13 protein-coding genes are annotated in these 19,861 nt (G+C 57.4%); 9 read left to right on the plus strand and 4 right to left on the minus strand.

Features of this window, described 5'->3' with window-relative positions; genetic code table 11:
* Positions 1–210 precede the first annotated feature (210 nt).
* Positions 211–1,317, minus strand: coding sequence for an aspartate-semialdehyde dehydrogenase (gene asd / locus BWI95_RS03790; protein ID WP_076769030.1), 1,107 nt, complete (start codon positions 1,315–1,317; stop codon positions 211–213).
* Positions 1,318–1,489: 172 nt separating this feature from the next.
* Here asd and BWI95_RS03795 point away from each other — a divergent pair, with 172 nt between their 5' ends.
* Positions 1,490–2,083, plus strand: coding sequence for a YhgN family NAAT transporter (locus BWI95_RS03795; RefSeq protein WP_023478474.1), 594 nt, complete (start codon positions 1,490–1,492; stop codon positions 2,081–2,083).
* 250 nt (positions 2,084–2,333) lie between these two features.
* Here BWI95_RS03795 and BWI95_RS03800 read toward each other — a convergent pair whose 3' ends face one another.
* On the minus strand, positions 2,334–3,065 hold the full coding sequence (locus tag BWI95_RS03800; RefSeq protein ID WP_076769031.1) for a response regulator: 732 nt from the start codon (positions 3,063–3,065) through the stop codon (positions 2,334–2,336).
* Positions 3,066–3,335: 270 nt separating this feature from the next.
* On the opposite strand from BWI95_RS03800, the gene fdhF reads away from it, so the two are divergent.
* From fdhF to BWI95_RS03825, 4 genes are all read left to right on the plus strand, one after another.
* Entirely contained in the window at positions 3,336–5,483 is a 2,148-nt protein-coding gene (gene fdhF / locus BWI95_RS03810; RefSeq protein WP_083699318.1) for a formate dehydrogenase subunit alpha, read from the plus strand.
* A gap of 251 nt (positions 5,484–5,734) precedes the next feature.
* A complete protein-coding gene (gene bglB, locus BWI95_RS03815; RefSeq protein ID WP_076769033.1) occupies positions 5,735–6,817 on the plus strand; it encodes a beta-galactosidase BglB in 1,083 nt (360 codons plus the stop codon).
* A gap of 28 nt (positions 6,818–6,845) precedes the next feature.
* Positions 6,846–9,341 carry a hypothetical protein gene (locus BWI95_RS03820; RefSeq protein ID WP_054803073.1) on the plus strand — a complete coding sequence of 832 codons (2,496 nt, stop codon included), beginning with the start codon at positions 6,846–6,848 and terminating at the stop codon, positions 9,339–9,341.
* Between the two features lie 54 nt (positions 9,342–9,395).
* Positions 9,396–10,742, plus strand: a complete 1,347-nt coding sequence (locus tag BWI95_RS03825; RefSeq protein ID WP_083699319.1) for an MFS transporter — start codon at positions 9,396–9,398, stop codon at positions 10,740–10,742.
* Between the two features lie 11 nt (positions 10,743–10,753).
* Here the strand turns inward: BWI95_RS03825 and BWI95_RS03830 are convergent, their stop codons facing one another.
* Both BWI95_RS03830 and gltP read right to left on the minus strand, forming a co-directional pair.
* Positions 10,754–11,815: a LacI family DNA-binding transcriptional regulator gene (locus BWI95_RS03830; RefSeq protein ID WP_054803085.1), complete on the minus strand. Its 1,062-nt coding sequence runs from the start codon at positions 11,813–11,815 to the stop codon at positions 10,754–10,756.
* 167 nt (positions 11,816–11,982) lie between these two features.
* Complete coding sequence (gene gltP, locus BWI95_RS03835) at positions 11,983–13,296, minus strand: glutamate/aspartate:proton symporter GltP (protein ID WP_181162182.1); 1,314 nt, start codon at positions 13,294–13,296, stop codon at positions 11,983–11,985.
* A 685-nt stretch (positions 13,297–13,981) separates the two neighbouring features.
* Here gltP and acs point away from each other — a divergent pair.
* From acs to BWI95_RS03855, 4 genes are all read left to right on the plus strand, one after another.
* On the plus strand, positions 13,982–15,940 hold the full coding sequence (acs, locus tag BWI95_RS03840; RefSeq protein WP_076769035.1) for an acetate--CoA ligase: 1,959 nt from the start codon (positions 13,982–13,984) through the stop codon (positions 15,938–15,940).
* A 177-nt stretch (positions 15,941–16,117) separates the two neighbouring features.
* On the plus strand, positions 16,118–16,429 hold the full coding sequence (locus tag BWI95_RS03845) for a DUF485 domain-containing protein (RefSeq protein WP_054803074.1): 312 nt from the start codon (positions 16,118–16,120) through the stop codon (positions 16,427–16,429).
* The gene (gene actP, locus BWI95_RS03850) at positions 16,426–18,075 is read left to right on the plus strand and encodes a cation/acetate symporter ActP (RefSeq protein ID WP_076769036.1); all 1,650 of its coding nucleotides are present in this window, start codon (positions 16,426–16,428) and stop codon (positions 18,073–18,075) included. The genes BWI95_RS03845 and actP overlap by 4 nt, the downstream gene beginning before the upstream one ends.
* Before the next feature lie 147 nt (positions 18,076–18,222).
* Complete coding sequence (locus tag BWI95_RS03855; RefSeq protein ID WP_054803075.1) at positions 18,223–19,530, plus strand: Gfo/Idh/MocA family protein; 1,308 nt, start codon at positions 18,223–18,225, stop codon at positions 19,528–19,530.
* Positions 19,531–19,861: the final 331 nt, after the last annotated feature.

Here is a 19,861-nt window from a genome sequence, read left to right on the forward strand (position 1 = left end):
TGCGGTTGCGATACTCTTTTGAACCTGAACGGTGCCGCACGTCATGTGCAATCTGATTGCTCCGTTCCACTTTCAGGCAAAATGTAAGACACCCAGCCTAAAGCATAGCCAACGCTTTCAGACTTCTGGGAAAATAAACGCCCATCTTTTAATTTCATTTAAAAAGATCAAAAAAAAGGGTGCCGAAGCACCCTTATAAGGAGGATTGTTCTACGCCAGCTGGCGCAGCATACGTCGTAGCGGCTCTGCGGCACCCCAGAGTAACTGGTCGCCGACGGTAAAGGCGGAGAGGTACTCCGGCCCCATGTTCAGCTTGCGCAGGCGGCCAACCGGAGTGGTCAGCGTGCCGGTGACGGCGGCAGGCGTCAGTTCGCGCATCGAGATCTCACGATCGTTCGGCACCACTTTCGCCCACGGGTTGTGTGCCGCCAGCAGCTCTTCGATGGTCGGGATCGAGACATCTTTTTTCAGTTTGAGAGTGAAGGCCTGGCTGTGGCAACGCAGCGCGCCGATGCGCACGCAGAGGCCATCAACCGGAATGGCTGACGCGGTATTGAGGATTTTGTTGGTTTCCGCCTGCCCTTTCCACTCTTCGCGGCTCTGGCCGTTATCGAGCTGTTTGTCGATCCACGGGATCAGGCTGCCTGCCAGCGGCACGCCGAAGTTCTCGGTGCTGAGATCGCCGCTGCGGGTCAGCGCCGTTACTTTGCGTTCAATATCGAGAATGGCAGAGGCCGGGTTTTCCAGTTCGCCAGCCACGTGGTGATGCAGCTGGCCCATCTGCGTCAGCAGTTCACGCATATGGCGTGCACCGCCGCCGGACGCGGCCTGGTAAGTGGCGACCGATACCCACTCAATGAGATCGTTGGCGAACAGGCCGCCAAGAGACATCAGCATCAGGCTGACGGTACAGTTGCCGCCAACAAACGTTTTGATGCCTTTATTCAGCCCGTCGGTAATGACGTCCTGGTTTACCGGGTCGAGAATAATGATCGCGTCATCTTTCATACGCAGCGAGGAAGCCGCATCAATCCAGTAACCCTGCCAACCGCTTTCACGAAGCTTTGGATAGATTTCGTTGGTATAATCGCCGCCCTGGCAGGTGACAATGATGTCGAGCGCCTTTAATACCTCCAGATCGAATGCATCCTGAAGGGTGCCGGTCGCCTGGCCTGCAAACGCGGGCGCGGGCTGGCCAAGCTGGGAAGTAGAGAAGAAAACAGGGCGAATGGCGTCAAAATCATGCTCTTCAACCATGCGTTGCATGAGGACGGAGCCGACCATACCGCGCCAGCCGATAAAACCAACATTTTTCATAACGAGTTCCTGCGAAGATGTGTGCTGTGTATGCGAGCCAGCGATAACTGGACATCGCTCCACATTACAAAATGCAGCCAAAGTCGCAAGTGAAATTAATAAATGATCGCCACTGCGTTAGAAATGCCGCTAATCACGCCATTTTCGCCGCAAATGTCCGGAATAATAATCAATGAATGAAATCATCTCTGCCGCCGTCTTGTTGATATTAATAATGGATCCACTGGGCAACCTGCCGATATTTATGTCGGTGTTAAAACACACCGAGCCAAAACGCCGCCGCGCGATCATGATCCGCGAGCTGCTTATTGCGCTGCTGGTGATGTTTATTTTCCTCTTCGCCGGCGAGAAAATTCTTTCTGTCCTCAGCCTGCGCGCCGAAACGGTGTCGATCTCCGGCGGCATTATTCTCTTTTTGATTGCTATCAAGATGATTTTCCCCAGCCCCACCGGCAGTAGCTCTGGCCTGCCCGCCGGGGAGGAACCGTTTATTGTGCCGCTGGCGATCCCCCTGGTTGCTGGCCCGACGCTGCTGGCGACGCTGATGCTGCTGTCGCATCAATACCCGAATCAGATGGGGCATTTAGTGATTGCGCTGCTTATTGCCTGGGGCGGCACGGTGGCGATTCTGCTGCAGTCATCGCTGTTTTTGCGCCTGCTGGGCGAGAAAGGGGTGAACGCGCTGGAGCGGTTGATGGGGCTGATCCTGGTGATGCTCGCCACGCAGATGTTCCTCGACGGCATCCGCATGTGGATGAAGGGGTAACGGGTGACGAGTGCCGGATGGCGTAGCCGCCATCCGGCAGTGTGCTGAATGCGGCACCGCATGCCGGATGGCGCTGCGCTTATCCGGCCTACAAACGACGAACGTGGATTGGAGTTACTGGAACGGCGTAGGCCGGATAAGGCGTAGCCGCCATCCGGCGATGTGCTCAATGCGGCACCGCCGGATGGCGCTTCGCTTATCCGGCCTACACATGTCATAAGGCGCAGCCGCCATCCGGCAAAAACTACCCCTACGCCGCCTTCTCGCCGTGCGCGACATCGGCGGCAAACACATACCCCAGGCCGCGCAGCGTTTTGATAAGCGCTGGCTGATGTGGGTTGACCTCAATCTTGCGCCGCAGGCGCATAATCAACACATCAATGGTGCGGTCAAACACCTCCACACTTTCACTGTGCGTCAGGGTTAAAAGCTGCTCGCGGTTCAACACGCGCCGCGCATTTTGCACCAGCGCCAGCAGCAGGCTGTACTCCCCCTGCGTTAAATCGACCACCTGCTGCTGCGGGTTGATCAACTCGCAACGTATCGGGTCAAGATGCCAGCCGTTAAACGCAAAACCGCCACTTTTCGCTGGAGTTGCTTCAGCCGCCAGCACGCCGGTGCGGCGCAGCACGGCGTTGACGCGCGCCACCAGCACGCGGGCGTTAAACGGTTTGCCGATATAGTCATCTGCCCCCATCTCCAGGCCGACCACCACATCCGCTTCGCTGCCCATGCCAGTTAGCATCACTACCGGCAGCGCAGGACGAATTTTTTGCAACTGCTGCAATACGCGCAGGCCGTTGATATCGGGCAGCACCATATCCAGCAGCACCAACGCAATCTCCGGATGCTGCGCGCAGAGCGTGATCGCATCCAGTCCGTTATGGCAAAGATGAACCGTAAAGACGTGCTCGCTCAGCACGTCCTCCAGCAGCGCACATACCGCCGTATCGTCATCTACCACCAGGATCGCAGGTTTCATTATTCGCTTCCACAGGCTCGCTTTACTCACTCTTATCTATTCTGTTGGCTGCCTTTAATAAATGCAGTGAATAAATGCTGATTTTTTAAGCGCGGTCACATCCCCCTCGCCTTTCGACACGTCACATTTGACGATGGACTGCGCTTCGTCACTATTTTGCCCACTTTTGCGCCGTAATATCCCCTCACGCCCCCCTGCATTGCGATGGCATAAAAGATGCATAACCGGGAGCGACAGCGGAAACGCAATTTTTTAACTGGAGCGAAAGTGATGGAAAAAGTCGTCACGGTTTGCCCGTATTGCGCCTCGGGATGCAAGATTCACCTCGTGGTCGATAACGGCAAAATCGTTCGGGCGGAAGCAGCGCAGGGGAAAACCAACCAGGGAACCCTCTGCCTGAAAGGCTATTACGGCTGGGATTTCATTAACGATACCCAGATCCTGACGCCGCGCCTGAAAACCCCGATGATTCGCCGCCAGCGCGGCGGCAAACTGGAGTCGGTCTCCTGGGACGAGGCGCTCGATTATGTCGCCAGCCGTCTGAGCGAGATCAAAGCAAAATATGGCCCCGATGCGATCCAGACCACCGGCTCATCGCGCGGCACCGGCAACGAAACCAACTACATCATGCAAAAATTCGCGCGCGCCGTTATTGGTACCAATAACGTCGACTGCTGCGCGCGTGTCTGACACGGCCCCTCGGTTGCAGGTCTGCACCAGTCGGTCGGTAATGGCGCGATGAGTAATGCCATCAATGAAATCGATAACACCGATCTAGTCTTTATCTTTGGATACAACCCGGCGGATTCGCACCCGATCGTCGCCAATCATGTGATTCGCGCGAAGCAAAACGGGGCGAAAATCATCGTCTGCGATCCGCGTAAAATTGAAACCGCGCGCATCGCCGATCTGCATGTCGCGTTGAAAAACGGTTCTAACATTGCCCTGCTGAATGCGATGGGCCATGTGATTATTGAGGAAAAACTCTACGACGAGGCGTTTGTCGTCGGCCGCACGGAAGGGTTCGAGGAGTACCGCAAGATCGTTGAAGGTTATACGCCGGAGTCGGTTGAAGAGGTGACCGGCGTCAGCGCCCAGCAGATTCGCCAGGCCGCGCGCATGTACGCCGGGGCGAAAACCGCCGCCATCCTGTGGGGCATGGGCGTCACCCAGTTCTACCAGGGCGTGGAGACCGTGCGCTCGCTAACCAGCCTGGCGATGCTCACCAGCAACCTTGGTAAAGCGCACGTTGGCGTCAACCCGGTGCGCGGGCAGAACAACGTGCAGGGTGCCTGCGATATGGGCGCGCTGCCGGATACCTTCCCGGGCTACCAGTATGTGAAAGAGGAGGCCCACCGCGAGAAGTTTGCCAAAGCCTGGGGCGTGGAGAGCTTACCGGCACATACCGGCTATCGCATCAGCGAACTGCCGCACCGCGTGGAGCACGGCGAAGTGCGCGCCGCCTACATTATGGGCGAAGATCCGCTACAAACGGATGCCGAGCTGTCGGCGGTGCGTAAAGCGTTTGAGGGTCTGGAGCTGGTGATTGTGCAGGATATCTTTATGACTAAAACCGCCTCCGCGGCGGATGTCATCCTGCCCTCTACCTCATGGGGCGAACATGAAGGGGTCTACACCGCAGCGGATCGCGGCTTCCAGCGCTTCTTTAAAGCCGTCGAGCCGAAGTGGGATCTGAAAACGGACTGGCAAATTATCAGCGAGATCGCCACCCGCATGGGCTACCCGATGCACTATCGCAACACGCAGGAGATTTGGGACGAACTGCGTCATTTGTGCCCGGACTTCTATGGCGCCACCTATGAAAAAATGGGTGAGCTGGGCTACATCCAGTGGCCATGTCGCGATGAGTCAGAGGCCGATCAGGGCACGTCGTATCTGTTTAAGGAGCAGTTCGATACACCGAACGGCAAGGCGCAGTTCTTCACCTGCGACTGGGTCGCGCCGATGGATAAACTGACCGAAGAGTACCCGATGGTGCTCTCCACCGTGCGCGAAGTGGGCCACTACTCCTGCCGCTCAATGACCGGCAACTGCGCCGCGCTCGCCGCACTGGCGGATGAACCGGGCTATGCGCAGATCAACACGGCCGACGCCGCAAGGTTGGGCATTGAAGATGAAGCGCTGGTGTGGGTTAACTCGCGCAAAGGCAAAATCATCACCCGCGCGCAGGTCAGCGATCGCCCGAACAAAGGGGCAGTCTATATGACCTACCAGTGGTGGATTGGTGCCTGTAACGAGCTGGTGACGGAGAACTTAAGCCCGATAACCAAAACGCCGGAGTATAAATACTGCGCCGTGCGCATTGAGCCGATCGCCGATCAGCGCGCCGCCGAGCAGTATGTCATTGATGAGTACAGCAAACTGAAAACCCGGCTGCGCGAAAGCGCGATGGGTTGAGAAAAGCGGGGGCAAATGCCCCCGCTTTTTTTTGCTTTTCACCCCTGCACGCAAAATTTTTGCGCCCTTCATACAAAGTTAAAACATTATTTCATTAACCTGTTGTTTTATCTTTCATTCCTGTAAAGCCCCTCACTTAAGAATCATCGCATGGCTCACAATTCAAAAACGCAAAATTTTTTCGTATTGCGCATTAAAAAATCAAAGTGATTTAATCAACGCATAAAATAATTTTCAGCGTGGGATTAAATATGCAAATGCGAACATTAAGTGATCAATTAAATTTATTATTGCTGGGATTTACCTCATTAAAAGATGAGGGGAAATTTAATGAGCCAAATCTCGATGGTACGCCTGGGGATTATATTTCCTTTACCAGCTGGGAGTGGCCGCAGGGCGTCGGGTTATTTGGCATGGTCAGGCTGTGGGAATTTACGCGCCGGGATGACATTTATAACCAAATCGATCGCTGGTTTGAGGAGAATATCGCCAAAGGGCTGCCGCCGCTTAATATCAACACCACCGCGCCGATGCTGCCGCTGTCGCTCTTCTGGTCCCATCACCGTAACCCGCGCTATCAGCAGGTGCTGGATGCCTGGGCCGATCGTGTGATGAGCGAATTGCCGCGCACGCCGGAGCGCGGCTTCCAACATGTGGTTTCCGACGGCATCAACGAGCAGGAGATCTGGGACGATACGCTGTTTATGGTGGTGCTGTTCCTCGGCCATTACGGCACCGTGTCCGGCCGTCAGGAGCTGGTGGATGAAGCCGTGCGCCAGTTCCTGCTCCACGCCCGCTATCTTAACGATCCGCACACCGGGTTGTGGTTTCACGGCTGGAGCTTCGCGGAAAAGAGCAACTTCGCCAATGCGCGCTGGGCGCGCGGTAATGCCTGGATCACCGTCGGCATTCTGGAGTTTATTGAACTTACCGATCTCGGCGGCGGCGTTCGCGATTACCTGCTTGAGTGCCTGAAAGCGCAGGTTAACACCCTGCTCGATCTGCAGGCAGAGAGCGGTGCATGGCACACTCTGCTCGATCACCCCGACTCCTATGAAGAGATCTCCGCCACCGCCGGGTTCGGTTATGGGCTGTTAAAAGGCGCACGGCTCGGCATTGGCGATGCGCGCTGGAAAGCGGCGGGATTAAAAGCGCTGGCCGCCGTGCAAAACAATATTGATAGCCGCGGCACCGTACACAATGTTTCCTACGGCACGCGCATGGGCAGAACCCTGCAATTTTATAAGGATATTCCCCTACAACCGACGGGCTATGGCCAGGCGCTGGCAATTTTATGCCTCAGCGAAGGTCTGCGTCTGACAGAAAATAAATAAAACAACAGCTCTGTACCTGGAGAAAATAATGACAACGCCACAAGATAATTATTGTTATTTTCCACTCGCGATAAATAACGCCGTGCGCTACTGGCAATTATCGCCCATTTCTTCCCTGCCCTATGATGTTGCTGACCAGCCAATGCAGGGCGAGATGGATCCCTTTTTCTTTTTAAGTAAACATAAAAACTTTATTCCCCACACCTACCCGTGCCGCACGGAATTTCAGCGCGATTTCGCCGGCAAAAAACCCACGCCGTTTGGCGAGACCGCAATGACAAGCTGGTGGTTTCCGTTTGGCTCGGATCGTGTCGATCTCTCCGGCTTCTGGTTTCGCCCAACGCGCGTCGGCGCGCTGGCAAAAAGTCACTTTGTGGCAGAACAGCCAGGCGAGCACACCTTTCGCCTGACCACCTGCGGCGCAGCGGTCGTGTCGGTGAACGGCAACGAGGTGGCGTGGAAGGCGGATTATCAGCGCAACCTTGAGAGCGTATTTGAATTTACGGTTACGCTAAACACCGGGTTAAACGAGATTGCCGTCTGGTTTGACGATCTGGCCGAGCGCGATATTCGCTTCTTCTTTCAACTCGACTATCTGCAAGGCGCGCCGCTGCACATTGCGCTGCCGACGCCGGTGGGCGGTGAGATGACCCGTCATATGGAGCAGTTGCTCGACGGCATCTCCTTTGACCAGGCGACCTACACCTCCGGCCCGGTGCGTCTGCGCTTCCCGCAACCAGCAGCGGAGACCCTGCATCTCGCCATTCGCGTGGTGGGGGATTTTATCTCCTTAGACAGGCCAGTTGAGCTTGCGGCAACGCTGGAAAAAGGCGAAACGGAGGTGGAGATTGCGCAGAGCGAAGCGCTGCCCGCCGATTTCCGCAATTTTGTCATCAGCTTAGAGAAAGCAGGCTTTCGCATCACCCGCACGCTGGGGGTGGAGATCTGCCACGCCGAACAGCAGGCGCAGGTGCCCGCCACCCATCAGGCGCGCATCGACGAAGCGCTGCACTATGTAGCGACCCAGGGCGAATACAGCAGCGTTAAAGCGCTGGCGCGGCTGGCCTGTCATATGAACGACGCGCAGACTCACGCCATGCTTGAAGGGGTGCTGCCCTCGGTCGAAGCGTGTCATGACTGCGCGGATTTCACCCTCGTACCGCTGCTGTGGTGCCGTATCGCCTGGGGCGAGCAGATCGCCGCCGGGACGCGGGCGAAAATCGATCATGCGATTCTCAACTTCCGCTACTGGATGGATGAGCCGGGCAATGATGTGCAGTGGTACTTCTCCGAAAACCACGCCCTGCTGTTTCACACCGCCGCCTATCTGGCGGGTAGCTTCTTTGCCGACAGCACCTTTACGCGCAGCGGTAGAAGCGGGCGGGAGCAGGCCGACGCTGGGCGCACACGCGTGCTGGCGTGGCTCGACCATTTCGAGCAGTGTGAAATGGCGGAGTGGAACTCGGCACCCTATTTCCCTATTGATTTAAAAGGGTTAACCGCGCTCGCCGCGCTGGCGGACGATGCTGAAATCGTTGCCCGCAGCCAGCGCGCGATTGCCCGTTTATTAGAACAGATTGCGCGTTCTGCCCACCAGGGAACGCTTACCGCCTCGCAGGGGCGCTCCTACGAATACACCTTACGTGCCGGGCGCTCGCTGGAACTATCTGCCCTCTCTCGCCTGCTGTGGGGCAAAGGCAACTACGGCTGCCGCTTCCACGCCCTGCCGCAAATTGCGCTGCTGCTGCGCCAGCAAAAACTGTCGCTGGCGCCAGAGCTTGCCGGAGTTGCTGCCTGGCAGGGTGATAGCGCGCTGGAGTGGTGTTTCGCCCAGGGCGCAAACCGCATCGCCCGCCTCTATCACTACAAAACACGCCAGGCGGCGATGGGCTCGATTGCCGGCTATCGCTGGGGCGAATGGGGATATCAGGAGACGCCGATCCACCTGCGCATCGGCGACAGGCCGGAAGCGCAGATGTGGATCAATCACCCCGGCGAAACCCTGCACGGTGGCTTTGGTCGCCCCTCTTACTGGGGCGGGTGCGGCACGCTGCCGCGCGTGCAGCAATACCGCGGCCTGGCTGTGGTCCTCTTTAACACCCATGACGGACAACCAGACTTTACTCACGCCTGGCTGCCGCAGGGCGCCTTTGATGAGAAGCAGATCGATGCAGCGCGTATTCTGCTGCGCGGTGGTGAAGGCATGGTGCAACTGACCGGCAACCGGCCTTTTGAGGTGGTCGATGGCGGCCCGACCCGCGAATGCGAAGTGCGCCTCTCCGGGCGTGAAACCTGCTGGCTGATCCGCCTCAATGACGATCCCGCGCTCACCACGCTGGCGCAATTTGCCAGCCACTTTGCTGATTTGCAGGTTGAAACGCGGGGCGACGGCACGCTGCACGTGCGCGATGCGAATTACGGTGAGGTGCTGTTTTATGCCGACGGACGCGTGCAGGCGCAGGGGCGCACACTCGACCCGGCGACGTGGACCGTGGATGGCGAAAGCCGCGAACTCACTCTCTAATCCCTCTGGCGCGTAACGACCCGGCGGGTGACCGTGCGGGTCGGGAGACAGTTTATGGAAACGCAAATTGATAAGGCGCGCAGCCCAAAGGCGGCGGCGCAAAACGACGTTAACCCGAATGCGATCCACAACCCCGCCCGCGCGGTGGCGAAGCCGAAAAGCAACTACCGGTGGGTGATCTGTTCGATGCTGGTGTTCGCCACCACGGTCAACTATATGGACCGGCAGATCCTCGGCCTGCTGGCACCGATGCTGCAAAAGGATATCGGCTGGACGCAGATCGAATATAGCTGGCTGGTAAATGCCTTCACCATTGCTTACGGCGTCGGCACGCTGGTGTGCGGTCGTATTATCGACAAGCTCGGCACACGCATCAGCTACGCCATCGCCATGGTGGTGTGGAGCGCCGCCGCCATGCTGCACGCGGTGGTCGGCACCGTGGTCGGTTTTATGATTGTGCGCGTGATTTTGGGGCTGGGCGAAGCGGCTAACTTCCCGGCGGCGATGAAAGTGATCTCCGACTGGTTCCCGAAAAAAGAGCGCACGCTGGCGACCGGTATTCTTGGCGTAGCGGTCAACATTGGCGTGGTGATCTCACCGGCATTGATCCCCTTTATCGCCATTCATTACGGCTGGCACGGCGCGTTTCTGATCCTCGGCGGCGTCGGCTTTGTCTGGCTGATCCCGTGGTTTTTAGCCTTTGGTAAAGCGAGCGATAAAGCCACCCAGGAAGAGCTGACGTGGATCCGCCAGGACAAAGAGGAGGCGGTGAATGTCTCCGCCATCAAATGGACGCAGTTGCTGAAGTATCGCCAGCTGTGGGCGTTTGCGCTGGGCAAGATGCTGACCGACCCGATCTGGTGGTTCTTCCTCTTCTGGCTGCCGAAGTGGCTTAACGAGTCACGCGGGCTGAATATGGAGGGCTTAGGTTTACCGCTGATCGTGATCTATCTGTTTGCGATTGTCGGCAGTCTTGGCGCGGGCTGGTTGCCGGGCAAGCTGATGAATATGGGCTTTAGCGCAGCGAAAGCACGTAAAACCACGATGCTGATTTGCGCCTGCCTGGTGACGCCGATTTTTGCCGCCACCCAGGTCGATAATCTGTGGGCAGCGGTGGCGCTGGTCGGTCTGGCGGCAGCGGCGCATCAGGGCTGGTCGGCGAATATTTTGACCTCGGTCTCCGATCTCTTCCCCAACGCGGCGGTCGGCTCTGTGGTCGGGATTGGCAGCACCTTCGGCATGATCGGCAGCGTGATTTTCTCAACGGTTATTGGTGCCGTGCTGGAATCTTCTGGCAATTACTGGGCGCTGTTTGCCATCAGCTCTGTCGCCTATCTGGTCGCCTGGGGCGTGATGTACCTGCTGTTGGTGCCAAAAATGGAGCGGGCGAAATTCGATTAGCCCGCTCGCGCTTAAAACGGGGACGCTTCGGCGCCCCGTTTTGCTACCGACTGACGCTCAACCATCGTGCAGGCCAGCTCAATCCGCCGCGGGGTTTCAACGCTGCCGGCAATCATATCCTGCAACAGCTCCAGCGCGAGGGTGCCCATCTCCTGCACCGGCAGATGCACCGTGGTCAGCGCCGGGGAAGCAAACTCCGCCTGCGGCAGATCGTTCATGCCGACCACCGACACCGCCTCCGGCACGCCGATGCCCAGTTTTGTCAGCCCCTGCATCGCCCCCAGCGCCAGCGAATCATTGGCACACAGAATTGCGGTATGCGGGTGTTTCCCCTTCGCAAACCACGCCATCACCGCCTGCTCGGCCAGCTCCGGCAGCCAGTCGGTCACGGTGAGAATATCGCCCTCGTCGCAGGAGAGGTGCGCATCGCGCATCGCTTCCCGCCACCCCTCTTCCCGCTGCGTAATGGTGCGCCGACCAGGATGGGTAAGAAACAGAATATGCTGGTGCCCGTGGGCAATCAGATAGTCGCAGGCCATGCGGGTGGCAGAGCGGTTGCAGGGCAGCACGCTGGAGAGGCGCATCAGCGGATCTTCGCTGTTAACCAGCACCGCCGGTTTGCGCAGCCCGGCCACGGCGGTGAGAAAACCGGGGTCATCCACCGTTAACGCCAGCACGCCGCCGATGTCGGGTTCGCTCAGCAGCGCCTGCAAGGCCGGGTCATCCTGGCCGCTCAGGGCATGGGTCGTCAGCTCGACGCCGAGCACTTTTGCCCGCTCTTTTAACCCTTGCAGTACATACCAGCTGAACTGATAGCGGTTGTAATCGAGCATCGCCGCCTGCGACACCGCCAGCACAATACGCGTGCCGCCAATCTCCTGGGCCGGTGTGTAACGCATGGCGCGAGCGACCTCCTGAATGCGGGCGCGCAGCGTCTCGCTTACTCCCTTCTCGCCCGAGAGCGCGCGCGAAACGGTGCTAAGCGACGTGCCGCAGCGGGTAGCGATATCCTCCAGCCGCACGCGGCGATAAGCGGCGTCGCTCTGCTCATCATCGGGTTTATGCGAAACCATACTTGCGTCCATCCTTCTGCCGGTTCGAAGGCATCAGCATGGCATTTACATAAAGGGTGTCAATAAGTTGGAGAGAGGGAGGTGGAGAAATGAGAGGCGCGTCGTTTTCGCGACAGCAAAGGAAAGAAACGCTCCCCGACACTCGTGCGCCGGGGAGCCTGCGCCGGTTACTGCCCGGCGGTTTTATCAAATTTACCCAGCATTTCGCGCTCGTAGGCCTGCGCTTTTTTGCGGTCAAACTGGTGTTCCCACTTGGCGATCACCAGCACCGCCAGCGCATTGCCGACCACGTTCAGCGCGGTACGCGCCATATCGAGGATACGGTCAACACCGGCGATAAACGCCAGCCCTTCCAGCGGAATACCGACGCTACCAAGGGTCGCCAGCAGCACCACAAACGACACGCCCGGCACACCGGCGATGCCTTTCGAGGTCACCATCAGCGTCAGCACGAGGACGATCTCCTGCCACAGCGACAGGTCGATACCATAAAGCTGGGCGATAAAGATTGCCGCGATGCTCTGGTAAAGCGTCGAGCCATCGAGGTTAAAGGAGTAACCGGTCGGCACCACGAAACTGGTGATCGACGGCGGCGCGCCGTAGGCTTCCATCTTTTCGATAATGCGCGGCAGCACGCTTTCCGAGCTGGCGGTGGAGTAAGCCAGAATCAGCTCATCCTTCAGGATGCGGATTAGAGTCCAGACGCTCAGCCCGCAGACACGCGCCACCAGACCCAACACCACCAGCGCAAAGAAGATAATCGCGACATAAACGAGGATCACCAGCTTCGCCAGCGGCCAGAGCGAGGCGAAACCAAAGTTGGCGACCGTCACCGAAATCAGCGCGAAGACGCCAACCGGCGCGTAACGCATCACCATATGGGTGACTTTAAACATGGTTTCGGAAATGGAGCGGAAGACGGTTACCAGCGGTTCGCGGTGCGTTGCCGGCAGCGACGAGAGACCCAGGCCAAACAGCACCGAGAAGAAGATAATCGGCAGCATGTCGCCTTTCGCCATCGACGCGATAATGTTGGTCGGCACCAGCGACAGGATGGTTCCCATCAGACCGTGAGCGTGGCTCTGCACGTCCGCAGTGGTGCTTTGGTATTTCGAAATATCCACCGTGGCCAGCTGCGACATATCAATGCCCGCGCCCGGCTGGAAGACGTTGGCCAGCGTAATGCCGAGCACAATCGCAACCGTAGTGATCACTTCGAAATAGATAATGGTTTTCGCGCCGATTCGACCAAGCTGCTTCGCGTCGCCAACGCCTGCAATACCCACCACCAGCGTGGAGATCACAATCGGCACCACGATCATTTTGATCAGATGAATAAAGATATCGCCCGCCGGAGACAGGAAATTCGCAATCAGCCATTCGCGGCTATCGCTCTGATAATGCAAGTAACTACCCAGAAGAATACCCAGCACCAGAGCCAGCAATATCTGCCAGGCCAGGCTGATTTTCATATTTTTCATCACTACAGACATCCTCAATGAAGCGCCATTCCATGCACAGGAACGACACATACTGAAAGGGTATGATTTGCGTTGCACGGTATTGCGGGGGTTTTTAACGCGCATTATCAGTACCATTTGCAAGGTGTAACGCGCAACCCTATAGCGGGAGGGGGTTTGACTGATTTTTTAAGGAAAAACCGTCTTTTATTCCAGTTATGAAAAATAACTACTTGTTATAGAAAACTTTTCACTCTGCGTAATTCCAATATTTAACTTTGGAAATTAATACACTGAAATTGTTCGGTTGCGCACTTTTTAATCATCAGAAATGTCGTACAACCGATCCCACACCGAAATTTCCACTGCCATTTTCTATTTAAAGAGTGAATAATCCATGACGAAAATTATTAAGAGCCTATTGGTTCAGTGGTTTATTTTCAGGTGCTTACGCTTGTTCACCTTTTATCCAGCAAATAGCACGGTAATCAAATCGCCTTATTCCATAACGTACTGTTATGAAGGAGATTTCTCTCTCCGCGTGCTTTTTAGCGCCTTTCAGGTTCGGCACAAACGGTTTTGCCAATTTGCAGTTGCGTTGCCTAATGCGTGATCTATCGCGCAAATAATAAACAAAGCAGGCAAAGGCCCTACAATTAACGTTCTTGTGACATATTATTAACATCTTACAAGGAGAGCAACCGCCATGAGCCAAATACATAAACACGATATTCCCGCGAACATTGCGGAGCGTTGCCTGATCGATCCACAGCAGTATGAAGCCAAATATCAGCAGTCCGTTAGCGACCCGGAGACCTTCTGGGGCGAAGAGGGCAAAATCCTCGACTGGATGAAACCCTACACCACCGTTAAGAACACCTCTTTCGCGCCCGGCAATATCTCCATCAACTGGTATCAGGATGGCACCCTGAACCTGGCCGCGAACTGTCTCGATCGCCATCTCGCCGAACGCGGCGACCAGCCGGCGATTATCTGGGAAGGCGATGACGCCAGCCAGAGCAAAACCATTACCTATCGCGAACTGCACCGCGATGTCTGCCGCTTTGCCAACGTGCTGGTGGATCTGGGCATTAAAAAAGGCGATGTGGTAGCGATCTATATGCCGATGGTGCCGGAAGCGGCGGTGGCGATGCTCGCCTGCGCACGTATTGGCGCGGTTCACTCGGTGATTTTTGGCGGTTTCTCGCCGGAAGCGGTTGCCGGGCGCATTATCGACTCCAGCTCGCGCTTAGTGATCACCGCCGATGAGGGCGTCCGCGCCGGGCGCGCGATCCCGCTGAAGAAGAACGTCGATGACGCGCTGAAAAACCCCAACGTGAAGAGCGTTGAACATGTGGTGGTATTCAAGCGCACCGGCGGCAATATCGAGTGGCATGAAGGGCGCGATCTCTGGTGGAGCGATTTAACCGCGACTGCCCGCGATGAGCATCAGCCTGTGGAAGTGGGCGCGGAAGATCCGCTCTTTATCCTCTACACCTCCGGTTCGACCGGCAAACCAAAAGGCGTCTTGCACACCACCGGCGGCTATCTGGTCTATGCGGCAACCACCTTTAAATATGTTTTTGATTACCATCCGGGCGACGTCTACTGGTGTACGGCGGATGTTGGCTGGGTCACCGGCCACAGCTACCTGCTCTACGGCCCACTGGCCTGTGGTGCCATCACGTTGATGTTTGAAGGGGTGCCGAACTGGCCGACACCGGCGCGCATGAGCCAGGTGGTGGATAAGCATAAGGTCAATATCCTCTACACCGCGCCGACGGCGATCCGCGCCCTGATGGCGGAAGGAGATAAAGCGATTACCGGCACCGACCGCTCTTCGCTGCGCATTTTGGGTTCCGTCGGCGAGCCAATCAACCCGGAAGCCTGGGAGTGGTACTGGTCGAAAATCGGTAACGGCAAATGCCCGGTGATGGATACCTGGTGGCAGACGGAAACCGGCGGTTTTATGATCACCCCGCTGCCCGGCGCAACCCGGTTGAAGGCCGGTTCCGCCACGCGCCCCTTCTTTGGCGTACAGCCTGCGCTGGTTGATAACGAAGGCAATGCGCTTGAGGGCGCGACCGAAGGCAACCTGGTGATCACCGACTCGTGGCCGGGCCAGGCGCGAACGCTGTTTGGCGATCACGATCGCTTCGAGCAGACCTACTTCTCCACCTTTAAAAATATGTACTTCAGCGGCGACGGCGCGCGCCGGGATGAGGATGGCTACTACTGGATCACCGGGCGCGTGGACGATGTGCTCAACGTCTCCGGCCACCGTCTCGGCACGGCGGAAATTGAGTCGGCGCTGGTGTCGCACCCGAAAATCGCCGAAGCGGCGGTGGTCGGTATTCCGCACAATATCAAAGGCCAGGCGATCTACGCTTACGTGACGCTCAATCACGGCGAAGAGCCGTCGCCGGAGCTCTATACCGATGTGCGGAACTGGGTGCGTAAAGAGATTGGCCCGCTGGCGACGCCGGATGTGCTGCACTGGACCGACTCGCTGCCGAAAACCCGCTCCGGCAAGATCATGCGCCGCATTTTGCGCAAGATTGCCGCCGGCGATACCAGCAACCTCGGCGATACCTCAACCCTCGCCGATCCGGGCGTAGTGGAGAAACTGCTCGAAGAGAAGCAGTCCATTACGATGCCGTCGTAACCCTGGGCCGGATGCGCTGGACGTCGTTATCCGGCTGGCTTTGAAGATAATCATTACGCCGGATGGCGGCTGACGCCCTATCCGGCCTACATAAGCCCGTGCGGGTTGTAGGCCGGATAAGAGGCGTTACGTCGCCATCCGGCAAAGAAAGCCCCTATAAACCTCTGGAGACCTGCGATGAACGACCTTTATCAGCAGATAGAAAACAGTGCGCATTTCAGGGAGTTAGTTGAAAAACGGCAACGGTTTGCCTTTCTCTTATCCATCATCATGCTGATTATCTACGTCGGCTTTATCATGCTTATCGCTTTTGCCCCGCACTGGCTCGGCACGCCGCTGCATGCGGGCACCACCGTCACGCGCGGCATTCCTATTGGTATCGGCGTGATTTTGATTTCGTTCGTGCTGACAGCGGTCTATGTCTGGCGCGCCAACAGTGAGTTTGAACGGTTGACCCGGGCGGTACTGAGCGAGGTAAAAGCGCCATGAAGAGAGTCCTGACGGCGCTTGCCGCCACACTTCCGCTGGCGGCAAATGCCGCTGATGCCATTACCGGCGCGGTACAACGCCAGCCAACCAACTGGCAGGCGATTATCATGTTCCTGATTTTCGTCTTGCTGACCCTCTACATCACCTACTGGGCTTCAAAACGCGTCCGCTCGCGCAACGATTACTATACGGCGGGCGGCAATATCACCGGTTTCCAGAATGGGCTGGCGATTGCCGGTGACTTTATGTCTGCCGCCTCGTTCCTCGGTATCTCGGCGCTGGTCTACACCTCTGGCTACGACGGGCTGATCTACTCCCTCGGCTTCCTCGTCGGCTGGCCGATCATCCTCTTCCTGATTGCCGAACGGCTGCGTAACCTCGGGCGCTACACCTTTGCCGATGTCGCCTCCTATCGCCTGAAGCAGGGGCCGATTCGTATTCTCTCTGCCTGCGGTTCGCTGGTGGTGGTGGCGCTCTATCTCATCGCGCAGATGGTCGGCGCGGGCAAGCTTATCCAGCTGCTGTTCGGCCTGAACTACCATATCGCGGTGGTGCTGGTTGGCGTGCTGATGGTGATGTATGTGCTGTTCGGCGGCATGCTCGCCACCACCTGGGTGCAGATCATCAAAGCCGTGCTGCTGCTGTTCGGTGCCAGCTTTATGGCCTTTATGGTGATGAAACATGTCGGCTTCAGCTTCAATAACCTGTTTAGCGAAGCGATGGCGGTGCACCCGAAAGGCGATGCAATCATGAGCCCTGGGGGGCTGGTGAAAGATCCGATATCGGCGCTGTCGTTAGGCCTTGGGCTGATGTTCGGTACTGCCGGTTTACCGCATATTTTGATGCGCTTCTTTACGGTCAGCGATGCGCGGGAAGCGCGTAAAAGCGTGCTCTACGCCACCGGCTTTATGGGCTACTTCTACATCCTGACCTTTATCATCGGTTTTGGTGCCATCATGCTGGTCGGCGCGAACCCGGCGTTTAAAGATGCGGCGGGCGCGCTGATTGGCGGCAACAATATGGCGGCGGTGCACCTCGCCGATGCTGTGGGCGGCAATCTGTTCCTCGGCTTTATCTCCGCCGTCGCCTTTGCCACCATTCTGGCGGTGGTCGCAGGCCTGACGCTGGCGGGCGCTTCGGCGGTGTCGCACGATCTCTACGCCAACGTCTTCCGCAAAGGGGCGACGGAGCGCCAGGAGCTGCGGGTGTCGAAAATCACCGTGCTGATCCTCGGCGTGGTGGCTATCCTGCTGGGCATTCTGTTCGAGAATCAGAACATCGCCTTTATGGTGGGGCTGGCCTTCTCTATCGCCGCAAGCTGTAACTTCCCGATTATCCTGCTGTCGATGTACTGGTCGAAACTGACCACGCGCGGGGCGATGATTGGCGGCTGGCTCGGCCTGCTGACGGCGGTGATTTTGATGGTGCTTGGCCCGACTATTTGGGTGCAGATCCTCGGCCATGCCGCACCGGTTTTCCCGTATGAATACCCGGCGCTCTTCTCCATTGCCGTGGCCTTTATCGGCATCTGGGTCTTCTCGGCGACCGACAATACCGAAGCGGGCAAACGCGAGCGCGAGCTGTTCCGCGCCCAGTTTATCCGCTCACAAACCGGCGTCGGTATCGAGCAGGGCCGCGCGCACTAACCTCCCTCTCTCCCCGGCCACTTTTGGCCGGGGATCACACTTTCCCCTCTCTGCCATAGGCATATTTCGCCATCGCGCTACAGTAACCTCATCGAATTGAAACAACGTTCCATTAATTCAGCAAGTCAATTCATAAGAGAGGATGCGATGAAGAGCTATGCGTTAGTGGGCACGGGCGGGCGTGCCGGTTTGTACATTTCCGCCATTGGCGGCCAGTGGAGAGAGAATGCCCGCATGGTGGCGTTCTGCGATACCAACCAGACGCGGATGGATTACGCCAACCAGCTGTTAATGCAGGAGGGCGCGGCCTCCGTTCCCACCTGGCAGGCGGCGCAGTTTGAGGCGATGATCCGCGAAACGCAGCCCGATACGATTATCGTCACCACCATGGACAGAACCCACGATGACTATATCGTGCGTGCCCTGCGCGCGGGCTGTGATGTGATCACCGAAAAACCGATGACCATCGACGAGACGCGCGCGCTGCGTATTCTTGATGCCATTGAAGAGACCGGCAAAACCGTGCGCGTGGCCTTCAACTATCGCTATGCGCCGCACCACAGCAAAGTGCGTGAACTGCTGATGAACAACACCATCGGCGAGGTCTACTCGGTGCATTTTGAGTGGCTGCTCAATACCGAACATGGCGCGGACTACTTCCGCCGCTGGCACCGGGAGAAGCGCAACAGCGGCGGCCTGCTGGTGCATAAATCGACTCACCATTTCGATCTGATGAACTTCTGGCTCGACAGCTTCCCACTGCGGGTCTACGCCGAGGGCGGCCTGCGCTTTTACGGCAAAGAGAATGCCGAAAAGCGCGGCGTGACGCACTTCTACCCGCGCACGCACGGCTATGCCGCTGCCCAGGACGATCCGTTTGCGCTGCATATGGCCGACAACCCGCAGTTAAAAGCGCTCTATCTTGATGCGGAACATGAGGATAACTACTGGCGCGATCAGAGCGTGTTCAGCGACGGCATCACCATTGAAGATACGATGTCGGTGCTGGTGAAGTACCAGAATCAGTGCCAGCTGACCTACTCGCTCAACACCTATCTGCCGTGGGAAGGGCTGAACGTGGTGTTTAACGGCAGCCTCGGGCGGCTGGAGATGAAAATCGTCGAGAAATCCTATGTGAACGCGGGCGGCGAGCGCGCGAATGAGGGGAGCCTGACTTCGTGTGATATCACCGTTTTCCCGATGTTTGCCGCGCCGTGGAAAGCGGAGTTTACCCTCGGCGAAGGCGGGCACGGCGGCGGGGATAACGCAATGCTGGCGGATCTGTTTGGCACACCGGAGCATGATCCATTGCAACGCGCAGCCGATCACCGCGCGGGGGCGATGTCGATATTGACCGGCATTGCGGGCAATATCTCTCTCCAGCAGCAGCGGCCGGTCAATTTCAACGAGTTTGAGTTGGTCGCGCGGTTGAAGAAGGCGGCGCACCACGCATAAAGAGAGGTATTGAAGCCGTTGAATGCCTGATGGCGCTACGCTTATCAGGCCTACGGGTTGGCATGATGCCTACGGTTTTGTAGGCCGGATAAGGCACAGCCGCCATTGCGGGCAATATCTCTCTCCAGCAGCAGCGGCCGGTCAATTTCAACGAGTTTGAGTTGGTCGCGCGGTTGAAGAAGGCGGCGCACCACGCATAAAGAGAGGCATTGGAGCCGTTGAATGCCTGATGGCGCTACGCTTATCAGGCCTACGGGTTGGCATCATGCCTGCAGTTTTGATGGCGCTGCGCTTATCAGGCCTACGGGTTGGCATCATGCCTACGGTTTTG

The organism is Kosakonia cowanii JCM 10956 = DSM 18146, from assembly GCF_001975225.1.
Taxonomy (GTDB): domain Bacteria; phylum Pseudomonadota; class Gammaproteobacteria; order Enterobacterales; family Enterobacteriaceae; genus Kosakonia; species Kosakonia cowanii.

Excerpts from the sequence above, each read along its gene's own strand:
- asd (WP_076769030.1), bottom strand. The coding sequence starts at position 1,317 with ATGAAAAATGTTGGTTTTATCGGCTGGCGCGGTATGGTCGGCTCCGTC.
- BWI95_RS03795 (WP_023478474.1), top strand. The coding sequence starts at position 1,490 with ATGAATGAAATCATCTCTGCCGCCGTCTTGTTGATATTAATAATGGAT.
- BWI95_RS03800 (WP_076769031.1), bottom strand. The coding sequence starts at position 3,065 with ATGAAACCTGCGATCCTGGTGGTAGATGACGATACGGCGGTATGTGCG.
- bglB (WP_076769033.1), top strand. The coding sequence starts at position 5,735 with ATGCAAATGCGAACATTAAGTGATCAATTAAATTTATTATTGCTGGGA.
- BWI95_RS03820 (WP_054803073.1), top strand. The coding sequence starts at position 6,846 with ATGACAACGCCACAAGATAATTATTGTTATTTTCCACTCGCGATAAAT.
- BWI95_RS03825 (WP_083699319.1), top strand. The coding sequence starts at position 9,396 with ATGGAAACGCAAATTGATAAGGCGCGCAGCCCAAAGGCGGCGGCGCAA.
- BWI95_RS03830 (WP_054803085.1), bottom strand. The coding sequence starts at position 11,815 with ATGGTTTCGCATAAACCCGATGATGAGCAGAGCGACGCCGCTTATCGC.
- gltP (WP_181162182.1), bottom strand. The coding sequence starts at position 13,296 with ATGAAAAATATGAAAATCAGCCTGGCCTGGCAGATATTGCTGGCTCTG.
- acs (WP_076769035.1), top strand. The coding sequence starts at position 13,982 with ATGAGCCAAATACATAAACACGATATTCCCGCGAACATTGCGGAGCGT.
- BWI95_RS03845 (WP_054803074.1), top strand. The coding sequence starts at position 16,118 with ATGAACGACCTTTATCAGCAGATAGAAAACAGTGCGCATTTCAGGGAG.
- actP (WP_076769036.1), top strand. The coding sequence starts at position 16,426 with ATGAAGAGAGTCCTGACGGCGCTTGCCGCCACACTTCCGCTGGCGGCA.
- BWI95_RS03855 (WP_054803075.1), top strand. The coding sequence starts at position 18,223 with ATGAAGAGCTATGCGTTAGTGGGCACGGGCGGGCGTGCCGGTTTGTAC.